The organism is Corallococcus sp. AB011P (assembly GCF_003611605.1).
GTDB classification, from domain to species: domain Bacteria; phylum Myxococcota; class Myxococcia; order Myxococcales; family Myxococcaceae; genus Corallococcus; species Corallococcus coralloides.
This window is the reverse complement of sequence record NZ_RAVX01000010.1, coordinates 122,689-142,192: the sequence shown is the minus strand read 5'-3', so window position 1 is coordinate 142,192 and position 19,504 is coordinate 122,689. Positions and strand designations below refer to the sequence as shown.

The window sequence follows — 19,504 nt, the reverse complement described above, 5'->3', positions numbered from 1 at the left end:
GGCGTCAGACCCCGAGGGTGCGGCAGGCGGAGGCGACCAGCTCGCGGACGCTCTTGCCGAAGAAGGACACCGCCAGCTCCTCTTCGAGAACGGGCCCCCAGTCGAAGGCGAGCCCGCCCACGGCGATGGGCAGGGACGGGGACACTTCGCGCACCTTGCGCACGGCCTCGCGGACCTGGGGCATGTGGAAGGGCATGGAGACGGAGAGGGCCAGCAGGTCGGGCGGGGACTCGCGCACCATGCGGGCCAGGTGATCCGCGGGCACGTTGGCGCCGAGGAAGCGCACGTCGAAGCCGGCCATCTCCAGGAAGTCGCTGGCCATGCGCGCGCCCACTTCGTGCAGTTCGCCCTCCACGCACGCCATCAACACGACCTTGTCGTTGGACGGGTCGCGGGGCAGGTGGCGGTACAGGTGGGCGAGGACGTACTGGGAGATGGCGGTGGCCAGGTGTTCCTGGGCCACGGAGATGACGTTCTCCTGCCAGAGCCGGCCGATTTCGTACTGGGCGGCCTGGATGACGTCCAGGTGGAGCTCCTGGAGGGGCACGCCGCACAGCAGGCCCTCGTCCACGAGCAGGCGCAGGGCCTCCTGGCGGTTCCCGGAGAGCTGCGCGGCCAGATACCGCGCCCGCAGCGAGTCGATGGCAGGGGTCGTTTGGAGCACGGGAGCGGGAGGCGGACGGGGCAGGGTAGGGGCGTTCCAGCTTCCGTTAAACCCCGGAGCGTTCTCCCGCTTCCGTAAGTGAACAGTCCCCAGTCCTGCGGATCGAACGGTCGCTTTTCTGCTTGCAGGTCAAGCGGACTCCCGGGTTGAGCGCGCGGAAGCCGGGATTTCCCGGCCCGGGGTGGCCGGGGTGGGGGGAAACGGGGTAGGCACGCCGCTTTCGTCAAAAGGCCGGTGACAGATTTCCAGGGCACCGGTGTTCCCCTGGTCCAACCGGGAGGCGCGTGCGGTGTCCGTCGATGTGGAGGCCTACTACCGACGCTATGGCCCCCAGGTGCTCCGGCGCTGCCGCTTCCTGCTGCGCGACGAGGAACAGGCCGTGGACGCCATGCATGACGTGTTCGTTCAACTGCTGCGCTACCAGGCCGCGCTGAAGGACGCCGGGCCCTCCAGTCTGCTGCATCAGATCGCCACCCGCGTGTGCCTCAACCGCCTGCGCGGCGCCAAGCGGCGCCCCGAGGACCGCGACGATGAGCTGGTGCTCCGCATCGCCGCTTCCGGCGACACCGAGGCGCGCACCGCCGCCCGGGGCCTGCTGGACCGCCTCTTTGGCCGAGTCCCCGCGTCCAGCCGCGACATCGCCGTGCTCCACCTGGTGGACGGCATGACGCTGGAGGAGACCGCCCGCGAAGTGGGCCTGTCCGTGTCCGGAGTGCGCAAGCGCCTCCGGGCCCTGTCCGCTGTCCTGCAGGAGCTGGAGGCCGCATGACGTCCCCCCACCGCACCCCAGACTGGCTGCTGGAGCGAATCGCCCTGGGGGAGCTGCCCCCGGACGAGCTCGCCGCCGCCCGCGACCGCCTGTCCCGCGAACCCGATGGCCCCGCCCGCCTCGCCGCCCTGGAGGCCGACTCGCGCGCCACCCTGGAGGCCCTGCCCCCCGCCCGCGTCGCCCGCGAGGTGAAGGCCCGCTTCGCCCGCGCCGACTCGCCCCGCGCCGAGGCCCCGCCATCGCGCCCTTCCTGGCGCTTCCTGCCCGCCCTGGTGCCGGTGCTCGTCGCCGCGACCCTCGTCGTCCTCGTGCGGCCGGGGGCTTCGTCCCAGGAGCAGGAGGCGCGCGATCCCTGGTCGGCGACGGGTACCGGCGGCACCCCCGGCGTCCTGGAGCCCACGCGCAGCAAGGGACTCCAGCCCCGGCTCGACCTGCACCGCCAGGTCGCCACCCGCACCGAGCGCCTCACCGACGGCGCCCCCGCCCAGGCCGGTGACGTGGTGCAGCTGTCGTACACCGCCGCCGGCCACGCCCACGGCGTCATCCTCTCCGTGGACGGCCGGGGCACCGTCACCCCGCACCTGCCCGCGTTGGGCGACACGTCCGCGCCCCTGGAGCGCAGCGGCACGCACCTGCTGCCGCGCGCCTACGAGCTGGACGACGCCCCCGGCTTCGAGCGGTTCTTCCTGGTCAGCTCGGACAGCCCCTTCGAACTGGAGGGTGTGATGGCCGCCGCGCGCGTGCTCGCCGCATCCCCCGAGGCGCGCACCGCGCCGCTGACCCTGCCCACGGGCCTGGGGCAGACCTCCTTCCTGCTGGAGAAGCCCTCCCCATGAGAGCGCTCGTCATCCTCCTGTTCGCGCTGGGCGCGGCCACCCCCGCCCACGCCGCCGAAGCCGCCGCCGTGCGCCGGCTGGCCCTGCTCGTGGGCGTCAACGACGGCGGCCCGGAGCGCGTGCGGCTGCGCTACGCGGAGACCGACGCGAAGGCCTTCTCCACGGTGCTGTCGGAGCTGGGCGGCGTGCTGCCCCAGGACCGCGTGCTCCTCACGGACGTGGACCGCGCGGGCGTGCTCGCCGGCTTCGACCGCGTGCGCCGCCTGGCGGAAGGTGTCCGCACCGCCGGAGCCCGCCGCGTGGAGGTGCTGCTGTACTACTCCGGCCACTCGGACGACGAAGGGCTGCTGCTCAAGGGCCAGCGCCTGGACTACGGCGAATTGCGCCGCTCGCTGGAGGGGCTGCCCGCGGACGTGCGCATCGCGGTGCTGGACTCGTGCGCGTCCGGCGCGTTCGCGCGCAAGAAGGGCGGCGTCTCGCGGCCCGCGTTCCTGGTGGACTCCGCCATCCAGGTGAAGGGCCACGCCATCCTCACCTCGTCCAGCGCGGACGAGGCGTCACAGGAGTCGGACCGGCTGGGCGGTTCGTTCTTCACGCACCACCTGCTGTCCGGCCTGCGAGGCGCCGCGGACGTCACCCACGACGGCCGCGTCACCCTCACGGAGGCCTACCAGTTCGCCTTCCACGAAACGCTCGCGCGCACCGAGCGCACGCAGGGCGGCGCGCAGCACCCCAACTACGACATCGAGCTGGCGGGCACCGGCGACCTGGTGATGACCGACCTGCGCGCCACCACCGCGGGCCTCGTCCTCACCGAGCCGCTGGAGGGCCGCCTGTACGTGCGCGACGCGGTGGGCACGCTGGTGGTGGAGGTGCAGAAGCAGTCCGGCCGCGCCACCGAGCTGGGCCTGGCCCCCGGCGCCTACCGCGCCCGGCGCGAGTGGGACGGCGGAGTGTCCGAAGCGGCCTTCACGCTGAAGGAGGGCGCGCGTACGCCCTTGTCCCCTGGTGACTTCCTGGGCGTGGGCCACGAGGCCACCGTGATGCGCGGCGGTGGCGGCGGCATGTCCCTGTCTCCCCAGGGGCGCGTCCAGCTGCCGGTGAACCTGAGCCTCGTGCCGTCGATGAGCACCAACACGCTGCGGGCGGGCCGCGCGCAGGTGGAGAACCGCTTCGCGCTGGGCATCGTCAACGGCGGCGCGGCGCTGGGCGGCGGCCTGGCGCTGGGCCTGGCGGGCAACGTGTACGACGCGGAGGTGTCCGGCCTGGCCCTGGCGCTGGGCTTCAACACGTCCGGTCGCGAGGTGAGCGGCGCGCAGCTGTCCCTGGTCACCAACGTGGCGGGCGGCTCGGTGGTCGGTGCCCAGGCGTCGCTGGGACTCAACGTGGCCAACGGGGACGTGGATGGCATCGGGCAGCTGGCCCTGGGCGCCAACGTCGCGCGCGGCGCGCTGGGCGGCGTGCAGGCGGCGCTGGGCGCCAACGTCACCACCTCGGACGCCACCGGGATACAGCTGTCACTGGGTGCCAATCACGCGAACGGCACCCTGAAGGGCGTGCAGTTCACGCTGGGCGTCAACTCCGTGGCGACGGCCGCGCGGGGCATCCAGGGGTCGGTGCTGCTCAACCACGCGCCGTCCCTCACCGGCATGCAGCTGGGGTTGATCAACGTGGGCGGTGACGTGTCCGGCATGCAGCTGGGGTTGATCAACGTCGCGGACACGGTGCACGGCATGCAGCTGGGCCTGGTCAACGTCTCCGACGAGGTGAACGGCGTGCCGGTGGGCCTGGTCTCCTACGAGAAGAAGGGCCAGCTGCACCTGGAGGTATTCGGCAGCGACGTGCAGCTCACCAACCTGGCGCTGAAGTTCGGCGGCAAGTACTTCTACACGACGCTGCTCGCGGGCATTGGCCCGGACGACCGCTTCCAGCGCTTCAGCCTGGGCCTGGGACTGGGCGGGCACATCCCGCTGGGCTCGCGCTTCTGGGTGGACGTGGACGTCGCGGCCAGCCAGGTGCTGTCCACGCGGGACCCGTTCTCCAGCGCGTCCAACAACATGCTGACGCAGGCGCGCGCCATGCTGGGCTTCCAGGTGATGCCCCGGCTGGCCGTGTTCGCCGGCCCCACCTACAACGTGGCGTTCACCTGGGGAGAGCCGGAGTTCGCGAAGCTGACCACGCTGCCGGTGCGCTCGCACGTCATCAACGCGGACACTCGCATGCAGCGCTGGCCCGGCTTCCAGGTGGGCGTGCGGCTCTGAGGCTCTGAGGTTCTGGAATCCGGCCGGGGCCGCCCTGTCGCGGCGGTCCCGGTGGGAAGGGGCACGCTCAGCCGACGATACGGGTGGCGCGCAGGACGATGGCGTCGCCCGCGGGGCCGGCCTTGAGCCGCTTGTCCAGCGAGCCCTCCACCTTGAGGCCGGGGCCGCCCTTGGAGGCGCGCTGCAGGAGCTCACCCAGCTTGGCGTCGTCCCCGCCCGTGACGGCTGTCAGGTCGATCTCATGGAGGGACTGGATCTTCTTGTCCGGCGCGTCCGCGCTGAACAGGTCGTAGTGGTCGCAGGGCGGCGCGAAGCAGCGCTTCCCGTTGTCCTTGACGATGTAGACGGTGCTGGTGGTCATGGTGGCGTCTCCGGGTGAAGGGGTGGGGGCGGCCGTGCCGGGCTCGTTGGCGGCTCCCGCGGGCGCGCCCATGTCGGTCCGCTTCAGGTCGGCGGGGGCCTCCGCGCCGGACACGTCGCTGGACGGCTGAGCGGTGGGGGAGGACGGCGTGCTGCACGCCACCGGGCCGAGCACGAGCACGGCGGACAGGAGCAGGGAGCGGGCGTTCATGGCGACTCCGGAAGGAGGACGGGTGTGCCCTCCTACAACGCGGGAGGGGCACGGCCGGGTCCACTCTGCCCGGCCGCGCGCCCGCCCACCAGGGCAACAGGGGCCTTTTTCCTGCCTGTCCCACCTGGACACCCGAACAGTCCAGAATTGGGCCTCCAGCCCGCGGACAAAGGCGCCAAGACGGTGGAAGGGCCCCCCCGTTCGTTGTACACCCGCGCCCCAAGAGATCGGCCTCCGGGGCCGTGACCTGTAAGGACGCCCACGATGGAATTCCGCATCGCCGCCGACGAGCTGAAGAAGGCCCTCTACCGCGCCCAGGGCATCGTGGAGCGCAAGACGACGATGCCCATCCTCGCCAACGTGCTGCTCACGGCGAACAAGGGCAGCATCACGGTCACGGCCTTCGACCTGGACATCGGCATCGTGTCCGAGCACGCGGCGGACGTGTCCAAGCCGGGCGCCGTCACGCTGAGCGCGAAGTACGTCTTCGACATCGTGCAGAACCTCCCGGACGCGGAGGTCACGCTCAAGAAGCTGGCGAACAACTACGTCGACATCTCCTCCGGCTCCGCGCACTTCAAGATCGTCGGCATGGCCGCCGAGGAGTACCCGAAGCTGCCCAAGGAGGAGAACGCTCCCCTGGTGCAGATCTCCGGCAACGTGCTGCTGGAGATGATCAAGAAGACCCAGTTCGCCATCTCCAGCGACGAGACGCGCTACATCCTCAACGGCGTCTTCTTCGAGCCCCAGTCCAGCGGCAAGGTCCGCATGGTGGCCACGGACGGCCACCGGCTGTCGCTCATCGAGCGCGAGATGTCCGGCGACTTCAAGCTCAAGAGCGGCGTCATCATCCCGCGCAAGGGCCTGATGGAGCTCAAGCGCCTGCTGGACGAGGCCCCGGACGCGGAGTGCCACCTGGGGTTCGCGGAGAACTCGGCGCTGTTCAAGAAGCCGGGCCTCACCATGGTGATGCGCCTCATCGACGGGCAGTTCCCGGAGTACCAGCGCGTCATCCCCAAGGAGGGCGAGAAGGTCGTCCTCGTGCCCAAGGTGCGCCTCTTGGAAGGCCTCAAGCGCATCGCGCTGTTGTCCGCGGACAAGAGCAACGCCATCCGCATTGGTCTGGAGAAGGGCAAGCTGCTCATCACCGCCAGCAACCCGGACCTGGGTGAAGCGCGCGACGCGCTGGACGTGGACTACCAGGGCAACGACATCACCATCGGCTTCAACGCCCGTTACCTCATGGACGTACTGGGCGTGACGGAGACGGACGAGGTCAGCTTCGAGCTGGGCGACGAGCACAGCCCGGGCGTGCTGCACGGCCCCGGCGACCGCAGCTTCACGGCCGTGGTCATGCCCATGCGCGTCTGAGGCAGCGCAGTCGTCCAACTTCCCACGTCGGCGGGACGTCACCGTTCCAAGTCCGACGCTCCGCGCCAAGGGGAGGCCTGCGCCCGGCGCGGGGGGCCCTTATGATGGGGGCGTGGCCACCCGTCCAGACGACCTGAGAGCGCGGCTGGAGGACCGGGCGGACCTCCTGGAGGCCACGCGCCTGCGCTACCGCGCGCTCAAGGCCGTGCTGGAGTCCTTCTTCTGGAAGGACCGGATCCGCAACCACTTCGAGCTGCTGCGCGAGGTGGCCGCCGACCAGTCGGAGGTGGACGCGACGCTGGCCGCGATGCGGCGGCGCGTGGAGGCGGAAGGCTGGCCACCCAACGCCGCCCCCGTCCGGTTGATGCACGAGGTGGAGCGCCTGCGGGAGGCGGTGGAGCGCGCGGCCGAGCGGCGGCTGTCCGCCAGCGCATCCACGGCTTCCGGCGGCGGTGATGACGCGGAGGAGGACGGTCCCGCGACGTTGGGAGAGCGGCTGTTGCGCCTGGAGACGGAGGTGCTGGACGCGGCGCCGTTCCTGGGCGGCCGCGTCTGGGCCCAGGCCGTGGAGCTGTTGCCGCGCAACCTGCCGGAGCTGCGCGCCGCGTGCGCCGCGGGCGAGGTGTTCGAGCGTGTGTTCAAGCGCCCGGTGACGGAAGGCGCGCCTGCCTTCTCCGACGACGAGGCGCGGGAGCTGGCGCGGGCGCTGCCGCTGGGCGCCGCCGCGCTGGTGGCGCTGTGGGAGCGGCTGGAGCGCTACGACAGCCGGGGGCGGGTGAAGGACTTCCTCCAGCGGCGCATGCGCCGAGCGCCGACGCGGGTGGCGCGCAGCGGGCCGGAGCTGTTGTTGCACGCGGCCTTCTGGCACGACGTGGCGCGGGTGCGGGTGCGCGCGGTGCTGGAGGCGGAGCTGGCGCCGGTGGTGCCTCGCGAAGCGGAGCTGCCCGCGCTGTTGTCCTGGCGGGCCGCACTGTCGGAGGACCCGGCGCTGCGGCTGTCCGCGAGGAGCGTCTTCACGGAAGGGCGCGCGGGGCTGGTGGAGACGGCGGCGGCGCTGGCGGCCCTGTCTCGCGAGCGGCCCCGGGGCGCGTGGAGTGAGGAAGTGGCGTGGTCGCGACTGGAGCAGGCCGCGCTGAGGGCACGCTCGGAGGAGGGGCCGGAGGCGGAGGCCCTGCGGGACGCCCTGCGCCTCTTCGTGATGCTGCGGGGCCAGGCGCGCACGCCCGCGCGGCTGTTCTCGCCGGAGCACGCGAAGCCCGCGGGGGGCGACGTGGCGCGAAACGGGGATCTGGTGGCGCTGGTACAGGCGGCGCGTCACGCGGCGCTGCGGCAGGGCGGCTGAAGACAGACACCGGTTTGAGGGGGGTGGAAGGCTTCTGTTAGGTTGGGTGGGTCGCTTCCTTTTCCTGTCGAAATCCCCGCCCATGACCCAGCCTGTTCCTCCGCCGTCCGAAGACGCGGCGCCGCTCCAGTTCGACCGCGCCGAGTTCACCGAAGCCCCCTCGGCACCGAAGTGCTCCGTCTGTGAGCGCGCCATCAAGAGCGTGTATTACGACTTGAACACGCGCCTGCTGTGTCCCGCGTGCCGCGAGGACGTGGAGGCGGCGATGACGGGCGGCTCGAAGTCGCAGCGCGCCCTGAAGGCGTCGGTGTTTGGCTTTGGCGCGGCCATCGCGGGCGCGGTCGTGTACTGGGGGGTGAGCCTGTCGGGCTACAACATCGGCCTCATCGCCATCGCGGTGGGGTGGATGGTGGGGACCGCGGTGTTCAAGGGCTCGGAGTCGCGCGGCGGCGTGTTCTACCAGGTGCTTGCGGTGGGGCTGACGTACTTCGCGGTGGCGGCCTCGCTCGCGCCGGATGTCTACAAGGAGCTCACGACGCAGCCTCCGGCCGAGGTGGCCACCGATGCGCCGGCGGAGGAGACGGTGGAGTCCTCTCCCGCGGCCAACGTGGTCCTCGCGGGAGTGATTTCCGTGGCGGCGCCGGTGCTGGTTGGAATCAACAGCCCCATCTCCGGGCTCATCTACGGCTTCGCGCTGTTCGAGGCGTGGCGCCGCACGAAGCGGACGGAGCTGAACATCGCGGGGCCGTTCAAGCTGGTGGAGGCGTCTGCCGAGGGTGAAGCCGCGCCGACGGAGCAGGAGCGGTCCGTTGGCTGAGGCGCTCGCGGTATCGCTCCTCACGCAGCGGTGTGAGGGGTGTGGTTCGGAGCTGGCGCCCCGGCTGCTCACGTGTCCGTCGTGCCGGAAGCTGGTGCACGGCAAGCGGCTGACGCAGCTGGCGACCGATGCGCAGGCGGCGTCGGAGCGGGGCGCGCCGATGGAGGCGCTGGCGCTGTGGCGCGAGGCGCTGGACCTGTTGCCACCGGGCACGGCGCAGCACGCGCAGGTGACGGCGCGGGTGACGGCGCTGAGTCAGCAGGCGGATGCGCAGGGGTTGGCGGCGCCGCTGGCGGAGGCGGAGCGCAAGCGTTCGGGGATGCCGAAGGTGTTGGCCAGCATGGGCGCGGTGGGCCTGATGCTGTGGAAGTTCAAGTTCGTGCTGGCGCTGCTGTTGGGCAAGGGGAAGCTGCTGCTGCTCGGGCTCACGAAGGCGAGCACGCTGTTCTCCATGCTGTTCGCCGTGAGCGTGTACTGGACGATGTGGGGCTGGAGCTTCGCGCTGGGGCTGGTGGCCTGCATCTACGTGCACGAGATGGGGCACGTAGCGTCGCTGCGCCGGCTGGGCATGAAGGCGGACGCGCCCATGTTCATCCCGGGCCTGGGTGCGTTCGTGCGCCTGAAGCAGGTGCCGGTGGATGAGCGCGAGGACGCGCGAGTGGGGCTCGCGGGGCCCATCTGGGGCAGCGCGGCGGCGGTGGTGGTGATGGTGGCGGCGGTGCTGACGGGGTGGAAGGCCCTGGGCGCCATCGCGCACGCGGCGGCCTGGCTGAACCTGTTCAACCTGGTGCCGGTGTGGCAGCTGGATGGTTCACGAGGGTTCCGGGCCCTGGCGCGCCAGCAGCGGTGGATCGCGGTGGCCGTGCTGGGCGCGACGTGGTTCGCCACGGGAGAGAACCTGTTGTTGCTCATCGCGGGTGTGGCGGCGTTCCGGGCCCTGCTCACGCCCGCGTCGGAGACGGGCGACCGCCGCACGCTGGTGGAGTACTGCGCGTTGGTGGTGGGCCTGGGCGCGCTGGGCTGGGTCGCGCAGCATTGGACGGGAGCGGCGGTGGCGCTGTGATGAACGCGACGACGGAGGTTGTCAGCACGCGTTCGAGCCGGATGCTGCGCGCGGGCGTGTATGGCTATTTCGCGGCGCTCGCGGGAGGGCTGGTGCTCTTCTGCGCGGGCCTGTCGGGCTACAACGTCAGCGTGCTCGCCATCGCGGTGGGATGGGCGGTGGGCACGGCCGTGGCGACAGGGTCGGACCGGCGTGGCGGCTGGTTCTACCGGACGCTCGCGGTGGGGCTGACATACCTGGCGGTGGGAGCCTCGCTGTCTCCAACGCTCCACACGGAGCTGCAGACGCCGCGGCCAGGGATTGATTTGTACGAGCGGGGAGACATGAAGGTCTTCAAGCAAGTCTTCGCGGGCAAGGGGGCACCCATCGACCCTCCGCCGCCTCCGCTTTCCCGGGCAGATCGCTGGATGAATGCCGTCATCTCCGCCGTGCTGCTGCCATGGATGGCCATTCCCATGGATGGCCTCACACACCCGTGGTCGGGGCTCTCCTACGTCACGGCGTTGTTCGTGGCCGGGTTTCGCAGCAGGCGTGTTGTCCCGGAGTCCGCGAGGTCCCCACGGTAGATTCCGGCGCATGGGTTGGAGACTCGTATCGCTGTGCGCGGCCAGCGCGTTGCTCACCGGCTGCGCGGGAGGAGGCGCACGGCGTTCCGCGCACGGGGACCTGCGCTTCGTCGACACGGAGACCGCCGCGAGGCTGCGCCATGCGGCCGTGGTGGCGGAGCAGGGCGCCTCTTCCGCCTCGGCCTCTGCCCTGGCCCAGGCCGCCCCGGTCATCCTGGGCTTGATGCAACAGGACCACAGCGCGGATGAGTTGGAGGAGCGACTCGCGGAATGCGCCGTCCAGGCCGAGCGTCAGGGCAATGCGCGTTTCTTCGAGAACCGTCCTCCGACACGGCAGGAGTGCCGCGAGGTGGTGGGGCGCGACCGCTGCGGCAACCCCATCACCCGAGCCATGCAACTGGGAAAGCAGAAGCACGTCCTGGTCCTCCAGTGCGCGGAGGAGGTGCTCAAGGAGCTATGGGCCGCGCCCTACAGCATCGAGCAACGCTATCGCTACTATCCGAACGCCAAGTTCGTGGAGACGATCAGCCGGGAGAGGGAAGCGCGGATGCTCGCAGAGGGCTGCATCGATGAACTCCGGGGAACGATCAAGCCGGACCTCGTCCTCCACGCGGACCGCAATCTGCTCGAGTCCGCGCTCACCTTGGACTTCAAGTTCCCCTGCCCTGAGGACAACGAACCTCAGTGGACTCTCTACGGAGAGAGCAGTTCCTACGTTGGAAGAACGCAGAAACAGATCTACGAGGAGGCGCTTGGTGGGAGAGCCCTGCTCGTTTCGCCTCATAAGGGAGTTGTGGGTCGCCGACCATGAGCGCGAACCTCCCCACCCTTCGCCTCCATTACAGGGATGGCGCGGTCGCGGCCCGCGACGGTGTCGTGGTCACGTTCTTCATCCCCCACGACCACAGCATCGTGGCGCAGGCATGCTGGCGGGCCTTGGAAACCTACGTTCGAGCCACCCCCCCCCAGTCGCTGAACTGGTACGGCGCGGACGATGGGGATGTCCTTGAGCTGGATGAGGACGGATGGGAAGTCATTCGCAAACGGATGGTGGATCGGCCCTCCCGCCTGGCCTGGCACGTCAGCTTGTCCGACCTGCCTGGAGGAACCGGAGGGTACCAGTTCGAGTACCACAGCAATCGGATCGAACTCCCGCTCTGCATTGGGTCCAACACTGCGATGTCCTTCACCTTCCCGACTGAGTTCCTCCTGGAGCAGGGACCCCAGCGGATGCGTGCCCTGGTGTTGGATTTGGCTCGGGAACTGCCCTTTCATTTCGGCTATGCGAGCTTCGCCCTTGCCTCTCGACAGGGCTCCTGGACCGCGGGGGACTGGAAGGTCCTGGAGAAATACGCCGCGCGCTATCTGGGGGTGGACCTGCCGGCTGTGGAAGGCCTCGGTTCGGTCATCGGGCTCCACGCCCTTGGCGCGCACTGGCTCACCTTCCTGGGCCCGCCGCTGCTGGACCGGATGGGAGGCACCGAAGCGCTGCGGCAGGCACTGCCGTTCCCGGAGGTCTCCCTCCTCCCCATGGAACAGGATCGCCTGCTGGTCACCCTGAGCGAATGGCCCGAAGCCATCGACATCGAGAAGGAACCCATTCCGCCCCAGTACCGCGCCCTGGCCTGCTTCCTGAAACCCTTCATGTACACGTCAGGACAGGACGCCGGGATCGGGAACTACCTGGACCGCTGGCGGCGAAGGCTCTGTCCGTAACGCTCCCGCGCCCACCAGCCAGGCGTCACCCGCTGAATCCCGCGCCCCGCCGGCCGCCGCATCTGTAGTACGAAGGTCGGCCCCTTCACGGTGACGCTGTGCGCCTCCTCTCGCTCCAGGTCCAGGACTTCCGCAACCTCCCGGCGGTGCAGCTCGCACCCAGCCCCCACTCGACCATCGCCGTGGGCCAGAACGGGCAAGGGAAGACCAACCTCCTGGAGGCGCTCTACTTCCTCGCCACCCTCAAGCCCCTGCGGGCCGGACGCCTCTCCGAGCTCGTCCGCTGGGGCTCCCAGGCCGCTCGTGTCACCGGCCGCTTCCTCCTCAAGGGCGCCGAGCGCGAAATCTCCGTCGAGGTCGGCGGTGGCACCCGCCAGGCCCTCGTGGACGGCAAGAAGGCCGCCAGCCTCGAGGACTACTTCGGCGGCGTCTCCGTCGTCGCCTTCACCCCCGATGACCTGGAGGTCATCAAGGGCGGCCCCGACGCCCGCCGCGCCTTCCTCGACCGCGCCGTCTTCAACCGCTTCCCCGCCTTCCTCAAGGAAAGCCGCGAGTACGCCCGCGCTCTCAAGAACCGCAACCGCCTGCTCCGTGACGGCGCCACCGTCGACGCCGCGTACCTCGACGCGTACGACGAGACCCTCGCCCGCGCGGGCGCACGCCTCTACGCCCGCCGCCGCGCCCTGATGGCCGAGCTCGCGCCCCGCGCCCAGGCCACCTTCGCGTCCATCGGCCGCACCGTCGACCCCGCCGTCTACGGCTACCACCCCGCGCACCTCGGCGCCGACTTCGCCCACGCCGACGAGGCCGCGCTCGCCTCCGCCCTGCGCGAAGCCCTCTCCGCGCGCCTGCGCCGCGACCTGGACCGCGGCTTCACCTCCGTGGGCCCGCACGTGGACGACGTGTCCGTGACGCTGGGTGGCCGCAGCGCGCGCGCCTACGCGAGCCAGGGGCAGCAGCGCGCCCTGGTGCTGGGCTGGAAGATCGCGGAGATCGAAAACCTGGAGGGCGCCATGGGCTTCCTCCCCCTGCTGCTGCTGGATGACGTCTCCAGTGAGCTGGACCCCGAGCGCAATGCCTATCTCATGGGCTACCTGGCCCGGAGCGGCGCGCAGGTCTTCCTCACCACCACCGACGCGGGGCTCGTCCGGGCCGCCGCGGCCAGTGACACCCTCTGGCTCACCGTCCACTCAGGACAGGTGGCCACCGAGTCCCCGTCACAACCCTAGTGCACCCGCCGCCGGTGCCAGGGCCAGTGCACCGGCCGGCGCTGATGGTGGGGCAATTCCTGCCGCGTCACGTGTCCGAAGTACTCGAAGCGGAACTCCGCCCAGAGCAGCCCGAACGCCACCGCGAACAGGAACACCGCCAGCGTCAGCCACCACACGGTGCCCGTCGCCAACGCGGCGATGAACAACACCCCCAGCACCGCCGCCACCCCCAGCGACACGTCCCGCAGGCGCTTCGACTCGCTGAACGCCATCCCCATCGCCAGCATGGAGAGCGCCAGGATCGGCCACGCCAGCCAGTACGCCGTGCGCGCGTACAGAGTGGCAATCGACAGCATGAACAACCCGAATCCGAATATCGCCAGCCCGCCGTCCATCGAATCCTCCTCGTGAGAATCCCCGGCTCCCGGCTGAACATGTGACCTCCTCCTGCCCGCATGCACCCCGCCTCCCCCAGTCGACCGGGGACACGGCGGGAGAGCGACCCCGGCACCCCCTCCGGAATACGCGGGCCCTCTACCTCCGGTCTCCTTCGTGTCCCCACGAACGCGTGTGCACCTGTCGTCCGGAGCCCGTTCGGGGTGGCGGGCCCTCGGCAGGCGCGCGTCCGTGAGTCGACGTTCGCTCCGACGAAGTCCTTGCGGACCTGCCGGGCGTGCACCATGACCATGCCCGCCGTCCCACCGGGCGGACCCGGGACGAACGAAATGGTGCCATGTCGCGCTTGCTGCTGACGCTCGTGCTGTCCACCCTCCTCGCGGGGTGCCACCGCGCGACGTTCGAGGACTCGGTGCTCCGGAAGTCCGACGTGAAGTACCGCGTCGGCCCGCTGTCCAACGACGTCTGGGAGCGCCGCGGCTTCGCCGACAACGACCTGGCCTTCGTGGAGCGCGGTGACACCGGCCGCGTCATCGCCACCAACTCCACCTGCCGGGACCATGACGACCCGCCCCTCCAGGTCCTCACGAAGCACCTGCTCATGGGCTTCACCGAGCGCCAGGACCTGGGCCAGCGCACCTTCACCCTGGACGACCGTGAGGCCCTGCGAAGCCGCTACGTCGCGAAGCTCGACGGCGTGCCCGTCTCCCTGGAGCTCGTGGTGGTGAAGAAGGACAACTGCGTCTTCGACTTCAGCTACGTCGCCCCCGTGGGCGCCGCCGACACGCGCATGGCGGACTTCGAGAGCCTCTTCCAGGGCTTCCACGCGGAGCGCCAGCGATGATGCCCGAGGCGAAGCTCTTCGCCGGCGGCCCCAGCATCAAGGAACGCCTGCGCGAGCGCATGGAGTCCCTGGGCGCCCTGTCCGTCATGACGGGCCAGGTGTTCAGCCGCGCCGTGCGCCCTCCCTACGACTGGGCCGGCCTCATCTTCCACACCGAGTCCCTGGGGGTGCGCTCGCTGCCCATCGCGCTGCTCACCGCGACGTTCGCCGGGCTCGTCATCTCCTTGCAGTTCGGCTACTTCCTCGCGCGCTTCGGCGTGCAGTACACCGTGGGCCGCGTGGTCATCCTCACGCTGTTCCGGGAGCTGGCCCCCGTGCTCACCGCCCTCACCGTGGGCGCGCGCATCGGGTCCGGCATCGCCGCGGAACTGGGCTCCATGACCGTGACGGAGCAGGTGGACGCCATCCGCGCGCTGGGCGCGGACCCGCTGCGCAAGCTGGTGGTGCCGCGCGTGTTCGCGTGCCTCATCGTGCTGCCTGTGCTCACCGTGTTCTCGGACGTGGTGGGCCTGGTGGCGGGCGCCCTGGTGGTGAAGTCCCAGTACGGCATCTCCCTGGACCAGTTCTCCCAGGGCGCGCTGGATGCCGTACTGATGGGCGACTTCGTCTCCGGCGTCATCAAGGGCGCCGTGTTCGGGCTCATCATCGGCCTGGTCGGCTGCTTCAAGGGGCTGGCGGTGGAGGGCGGCACGGAGGGCGTGGGCCGCGCCACCACGCAGACGGTGGCCATCACCTCCGTCACCGTGTGTCTGGCGGACTTCTTCATCACGAAAATCACGCTCTACTTCTGAAGCCGCCCGCACCATGCGCAAGGCCCGCCACCACCACCACCGAGACCCCGCCGTCCCGTTCAGCTTCCGCAAGCCCACGCCGGGCGAGGAGCTCATCCGCTTCGACGGGCTCATGAAGCAGTTCGGCTCCAAGCGCATCTACGACGGCGTGGACCTGGACGTGCGCGCCGGGGAGACGCTGGTGGTGCTGGGCGGCTCCGGCGTGGGCAAGAGCGTGCTGCTCAAGTGCCTCATCGGCCTGCTGCACCCGGACGGCGGCAGCATCCTGTTCGAAGGCTACGACCTGGCGAAGTTCTCCGAGGCGCAGTTCCTGGAGGTCCGCAAGCACGTGGCCATGGTGTTCCAGGGCGCGGCGCTGTTCGACTCGCTCAGCGTGGCGGACAACGTGGCGTACCCGCTGCGCGAACACTTCCCCACCATGTCCCGCGCGGAGATCCAGAAGCGCGTGGCGGAGAAGCTGGAGCTGGTGGACCTGCCCAACACGGAGAAGCTGATGCCGTCGGACCTGTCCGGCGGCATGCGCAAGCGCGTGGGCCTGGCGCGCGCCATCGCCACGGAGCCGGAGGTCATCCTCTGGGACGAGCCCACGACGGGCCTGGACCCCGTCACCACGCAGACCATCAATGAGTTGATTGATTCGATGAAGCAGCGCCTGGGCGCCACTTCCATTGTCGTCACGCACGACATGGTGAGCGCCTTCGTGCTGGCGGACCGGATGGCCATGCTGGCCAACCGGAAGATCGTCCAGGTGGGCACCCCGGAGCAGATGCGCCACTCCCAGGTGCCGGAGGTGCGCGCCTTCATCGACGCGCGCCGCCTGGAGCTGAACCCCCGGGGAACACCATGAGTCTCTTCACGTCCACCTCGAAGGAGAAGCGCCTGGCCGTGCGCGCGGGCCTCTTCGTCGCCGTTGGCCTCGCCGTGGCAGGCGTGGTCGTCTTCTTCATCGGCCGCGAGTCCAACCTCTTCCAGCGCCAGGTCATCTTCCACGCCTACTTCCCGAGCGTGGACGGCCTGAGCGACCAGTCCCCCGTGTGGATTGGCGGCCTGAAGGTGGGCCGCGTGAACAGCGTGTCCTTCTCCCAGGACCTCAAGGACAGCCGCCTGCAGGTGGAGCTCCAGGTGGCCAGCGCCTATGCGAACCGCATCCGCAAGGACTCCGTGGCCCGCCTCACCAGCATGGGCGTGCTGGGCGACAAGGCGGTGGACATCTCCCTGGGCAGCGCGGACCAGCCCGCCGTGGAGCCCGGTGGTGTCATCCAGTCCAGCAGTGGCGGGGACCTGTCCAGGCTGATGTCCAGCGCCAGCCGCGTCATGGACAACTCCGTCGAAATCAGTGAGTCCCTCAAGGACGCCGTGAAGGCCTACTCGAACCCGGACCTGACGCGGGACCTGGCCCGGAGCGTCGCCTCGCTGCGAAAAATCATCGAGGAGGTGGAGAAGGGCAACGGCGCCCTGCACGCGCTCATCTACGACCCGCGCATGGGCCAGGAGGTGAACACGCTGCTCACCAACGCGTCCGGCGCCGCGAAGCGCATGGACGGAGCCCTGGGCCACGTGGAGGCCATCCTGGCCGAGGTGCGCCGGGGGGACGGCACCGCGCACGCGCTCATCTACGGCCAGGACGGCGCGGTGGCCATGCGCGAACTGGGGGCTGCCGCCGGCCAGCTCGCGGGCCTGCTGGAGGACGCGAAGAAGAGCCCCAACGGCGCCGTGCACCAGCTCGTCTACGGCGACGCCAAGGGCATGTTCGCGGACCTGGGCAGCGCCGCCGCGGACATCAAGACCATCACCGCCACCGTGGCCAAGGGCGACGGCACCCTGGGCGCGCTCGTCAACGACCCCACCGTCTACGACGACCTGCGCGAGGTGCTGGGCAACGTGAAGCGCAACCGCATCCTCCGCGCCCTGGTGCGCTTCTCCGTGAGCAACCGCGAGTCCCTGGAACAGGTGGGCGCCCCCCAGACGGCGCCCACTCCGCTCACGCCCGCCCCGGACGCGGGCGACTCCGCCGCCCCGGCCCCCACGCCAACGCCCTGAGCCAGCCCGCCGCGTCAGGGATTGCCGGGGTGCGAAACGCCTTCCGGGTGAAGAACAGACCCGGAGGATTCACCCGGCGGAACATTGTACGGGCTCATAGCGCTTTGCTTTGTTTCCAAGACTGTCCGCGTATTGACTCGGAAGTCACAAAAACCGTATTCCAGCTCCTCACTACTTTTCGAGGAGTTGGGAACAATGCTTCGTCACGTCGCGCAGCGCAGTGGCCGTATCGCGGTGGTCGTTGGCACCCTGCTGTCCCTGGCGGGCTGTAACAGCAACGCCCCGGCCCCCGAGGAGCAGACTCCCGCTCCCGCGGAGGAGACCACCAACACGCAGGCCATCCCGCACCGCGGCTGCGCGACCATCGAGCCGTCCGCCGACGAGAAGCTGGAGATCGAGGCGGCGATCGCGGGCCGCGTGTCCGCGAAGCGCGCGGTGGGCTCGGTGAACGTGCCCGTCTACTTCCACGTCATCCGCAAGGGCACGGGCATCGCGAACGGCGACGTCCCGGACTCGCAGATCACCGCGCAGATGAATGTGCTGAACGCGGCGTACGCCAACACCCCGTTCAAGTTCACGCTGGCCGGCACGGACCGCACGACCAACTCGTCCTGGTTCGCCCTGGCGCAGGGCAGCACCAACGAGAAGAACATGAAGAACACCCTGCGCAAGGGTGGCAAGGAGTCGCTGAACATCTACACCGCGAACCTCAGCGGTGGCCTGCTGGGCTGGGCGACCTTCCCCTCCAGCTACACCGCCCAGCCGAAGATGGACGGCGTGGTCATGCTCTACAGCAGCGTCCCCGGCGGCACGGCGTCCCCCTACAACCTGGGCGACACGGGCACGCACGAAGTGGGTCACTGGGTGGGCCTGTACCACACGTTCCAGGGCGGCTGCTCCGCCTCGGGTGACTCCGTCAGCGACACGCCCCCGGAGGCCTCGCCCGCGTACGGCTGCCCCGCCGGCCGTGACACCTGCTCGGGTGGCGGCGCGGACCCCATCTACAACTTCATGGACTACACCGACGACAGCTGCATGAACCAGTTCACCGCCGGCCAGAGCGCCCGCGCGGACAGCCTCACCGCCACGTACCGCTAGAAAAATCACGCAGGGCTGTGGCCGTTTTTCCGATGCCGGGGTCCCCGTTCAGGGGGCTCCGGCATTTTCCATTTCCAGGATGAAACACGGACAGGCCGTCTCCCGGCCCTGTGACGCTTGGTTTGTCTTTAGCGTTTTGCCGTGAGTACATTTTTATCGCGTCATTTGACTTGCGCTGTTTCATCCGCGTATCAGTGTTTCACCCCTTTCCTGAGGAGTTGGGAAACGATGCTTCGTCACGTCGCGCAGCGTGGTGGTCGTCTCGTTGTTGTCTTTGGCACCCTGATGTCCCTGGCGGGCTGCAGCAGCAGCGCTCCGACCACCGAGGAGCAGACTCCCGCTCCCGCGGAGGAGACCACCAACACCCAGGCCATTCCGCACCGTGGCTGTGCGACGGAGGAGCTGTCCGCCGACGAGAAGCTGGAAGTCGACGCGGCGATCGCGGCCCGCGGCGTGTCCGCGAAGCGCGCGGTGGGCTCGGTGAGCGTGCCCGTGTACTTCCACGTCATCAACAAGGGCACGGGCATCGCGAACGGCGACATCCCGGACTCGCAGATCACCGCGCAGATGAACGTGCTGAACGCGGCGTACGCCAACACCCCGTTCAAGTTCACGCTGGCCGGCACGGACCGCACCACGAACAGCCAGTGGTACTCGCTGGGTTCAGGCTCCGCGGCGGAGAAGAAGATGAAGGCCGCGCTGCGCAAGGGCGGCGCCAACGCGCTGAACATCTACTCGGCGAACCTGTCCGGCGGCCTGCTGGGCTGGGCGACCTTCCCCTCCAACTACAGCCGTCAGCCCTCCATGGACGGCGTGGTCATCCTCTACAGCAGCGTCCCCGGTGGCACCGCGGCCCCCTACAACGAGGGTGACACGGGCACGCACGAGGTCGGCCACTGGCTGGGCCTGTACCACACGTTCCAGGGCGGCTGCACCGCCACGGGCGACTCCGTCAGCGACACGCCCCCGGAGGCCTCGCCCGCGTACGGCTGCCCCGCCGGCCGTGACACCTGCGCCGGTGGCGGCGCGGACCCCATCTACAACTTCATGGACTACACCGACGACAACTGCATGAACCAGTTCTCGGCCGGCCAGGTGGCCCGCGCGGACAGCGTGACCGCGACGTACCGCTAGTCCACCGCTTCGCT

The 19,504-nt window shown here is 69.9% G+C and carries 20 protein-coding genes; 17 read left to right on the top strand and 3 right to left on the bottom strand.

Translation table 11 applies throughout. The annotated features are described in order from the left end of the window. Positions 1 to 4: 4 nt before the first annotated feature. Positions 5 to 664 (bottom strand): B12-binding domain-containing protein, encoded by a 660-nt coding sequence (locus tag D7X30_RS24605; RefSeq protein WP_120565396.1) that lies wholly within the window; start codon positions 662 to 664, stop codon positions 5 to 7. 289 nt (positions 665 to 953) lie between these two features. Here D7X30_RS24605 and D7X30_RS24600 point away from each other — a divergent pair, with 289 nt between their 5' ends. The 3 genes from D7X30_RS24600 to D7X30_RS24590 are packed head-to-tail and all read left to right on the top strand — an operon-like array spanning position 954 to position 4,530. After that, the gene (locus D7X30_RS24600) at positions 954 to 1,433 is read left to right on the top strand and encodes an RNA polymerase sigma factor (RefSeq protein ID WP_120565395.1); all 480 of its coding nucleotides are present in this window, start codon (positions 954 to 956) and stop codon (positions 1,431 to 1,433) included. Then, positions 1,430 to 2,269 (top strand): ActD-like protein, encoded by an 840-nt coding sequence (locus tag D7X30_RS24595; protein ID WP_120565394.1) that lies wholly within the window; start codon positions 1,430 to 1,432, stop codon positions 2,267 to 2,269. Before D7X30_RS24600 ends, D7X30_RS24595 begins: the two co-directional genes overlap by 4 nt. Then, positions 2,266 to 4,530 (top strand): caspase family protein, encoded by a 2,265-nt coding sequence (locus D7X30_RS24590; protein WP_120565393.1) that lies wholly within the window; start codon positions 2,266 to 2,268, stop codon positions 4,528 to 4,530. The genes D7X30_RS24595 and D7X30_RS24590 overlap by 4 nt, the downstream gene beginning before the upstream one ends. A 67-nt stretch (positions 4,531 to 4,597) precedes the next feature. Here the strand turns inward: D7X30_RS24590 and D7X30_RS24585 are convergent, their stop codons facing one another. After that, entirely contained in the window at positions 4,598 to 5,101 is a 504-nt protein-coding gene (locus tag D7X30_RS24585) for a DUF6748 domain-containing protein (protein ID WP_120565392.1), read from the bottom strand. Positions 5,102 to 5,365: 264 nt separating this feature from the next. Here D7X30_RS24585 and dnaN point away from each other — a divergent pair, with 264 nt between their 5' ends. The 8 genes from dnaN (at position 5,366) to D7X30_RS24545 (ending at position 13,205) form a co-directional block, all read left to right on the top strand. After that, positions 5,366 to 6,472 (top strand): DNA polymerase III subunit beta, encoded by a 1,107-nt coding sequence (dnaN, locus tag D7X30_RS24580; RefSeq protein WP_120565391.1) that lies wholly within the window; start codon positions 5,366 to 5,368, stop codon positions 6,470 to 6,472. A 112-nt stretch (positions 6,473 to 6,584) separates the two neighbouring features. Continuing rightward, entirely contained in the window at positions 6,585 to 7,814 is a 1,230-nt protein-coding gene (locus D7X30_RS24575; protein ID WP_120565390.1) for a hypothetical protein, read from the top strand. Between the two features lie 82 nt (positions 7,815 to 7,896). Continuing rightward, on the top strand, positions 7,897 to 8,631 hold the full coding sequence (locus tag D7X30_RS24570) for a hypothetical protein (RefSeq protein ID WP_120565389.1): 735 nt from the start codon (positions 7,897 to 7,899) through the stop codon (positions 8,629 to 8,631). After that, positions 8,624 to 9,694, top strand: coding sequence for a site-2 protease family protein (locus D7X30_RS24565; RefSeq protein WP_120565388.1), 1,071 nt, complete (start codon positions 8,624 to 8,626; stop codon positions 9,692 to 9,694). The genes D7X30_RS24570 and D7X30_RS24565 overlap by 8 nt, the downstream gene beginning before the upstream one ends. Continuing rightward, a complete protein-coding gene (locus D7X30_RS24560; protein WP_120565387.1) occupies positions 9,694 to 10,260 on the top strand; it encodes a hypothetical protein in 567 nt (188 codons plus the stop codon). Before D7X30_RS24565 ends, D7X30_RS24560 begins: the two co-directional genes overlap by 1 nt. Positions 10,261 to 10,270: 10 nt before the next feature. After that, entirely contained in the window at positions 10,271 to 11,071 is an 801-nt protein-coding gene (locus tag D7X30_RS24555) for a hypothetical protein (protein ID WP_120565386.1), read from the top strand. Then, entirely contained in the window at positions 11,068 to 11,976 is a 909-nt protein-coding gene (locus D7X30_RS24550) for a type VI immunity family protein (RefSeq protein WP_120565385.1), read from the top strand. The genes D7X30_RS24555 and D7X30_RS24550 overlap by 4 nt, the downstream gene beginning before the upstream one ends. A gap of 98 nt (positions 11,977 to 12,074) precedes the next feature. Continuing rightward, positions 12,075 to 13,205, top strand: coding sequence for a DNA replication/repair protein RecF (locus D7X30_RS24545; RefSeq protein WP_120565384.1), 1,131 nt, complete (start codon positions 12,075 to 12,077; stop codon positions 13,203 to 13,205). On the opposite strand, the gene D7X30_RS24540 is transcribed toward D7X30_RS24545, so the two are convergent. Then, positions 13,202 to 13,582 (bottom strand): hypothetical protein, encoded by a 381-nt coding sequence (locus D7X30_RS24540; RefSeq protein WP_120565383.1) that lies wholly within the window; start codon positions 13,580 to 13,582, stop codon positions 13,202 to 13,204. The genes D7X30_RS24545 and D7X30_RS24540 overlap by 4 nt on opposite strands. 338 nt (positions 13,583 to 13,920) lie before the next feature. Between D7X30_RS24540 and D7X30_RS24535 the strand changes: the two genes are divergently transcribed. The 6 genes from D7X30_RS24535 to D7X30_RS24510 all read left to right on the top strand — a co-directional run bounded on the left by D7X30_RS24535 (position 13,921) and on the right by D7X30_RS24510 (position 19,490). Next, complete coding sequence (locus tag D7X30_RS24535; protein ID WP_120565382.1) at positions 13,921 to 14,427, top strand: hypothetical protein; 507 nt, start codon at positions 13,921 to 13,923, stop codon at positions 14,425 to 14,427. Then, entirely contained in the window at positions 14,424 to 15,218 is a 795-nt protein-coding gene (locus D7X30_RS24530) for an ABC transporter permease (protein WP_120565381.1), read from the top strand. The genes D7X30_RS24535 and D7X30_RS24530 overlap by 4 nt, the downstream gene beginning before the upstream one ends. A 13-nt stretch (positions 15,219 to 15,231) precedes the next feature. Beyond that, the gene (locus tag D7X30_RS24525; protein ID WP_120565380.1) at positions 15,232 to 16,065 is read left to right on the top strand and encodes an ABC transporter ATP-binding protein; all 834 of its coding nucleotides are present in this window, start codon (positions 15,232 to 15,234) and stop codon (positions 16,063 to 16,065) included. Beyond that, positions 16,062 to 17,258 carry an MlaD family protein gene (locus D7X30_RS24520; protein ID WP_120565379.1) on the top strand — a complete coding sequence of 399 codons (1,197 nt, stop codon included), beginning with the start codon at positions 16,062 to 16,064 and terminating at the stop codon, positions 17,256 to 17,258. Before D7X30_RS24525 ends, D7X30_RS24520 begins: the two co-directional genes overlap by 4 nt. Before the next feature lie 195 nt (positions 17,259 to 17,453). Further along, complete coding sequence (locus D7X30_RS24515; protein ID WP_120565378.1) at positions 17,454 to 18,356, top strand: zinc metalloprotease; 903 nt, start codon at positions 17,454 to 17,456, stop codon at positions 18,354 to 18,356. Between the two features lie 228 nt (positions 18,357 to 18,584). After that, positions 18,585 to 19,490, top strand: a complete 906-nt coding sequence (locus tag D7X30_RS24510; RefSeq protein WP_120565377.1) for a zinc metalloprotease — start codon at positions 18,585 to 18,587, stop codon at positions 19,488 to 19,490. Positions 19,491 to 19,504 lie beyond the last annotated feature (14 nt).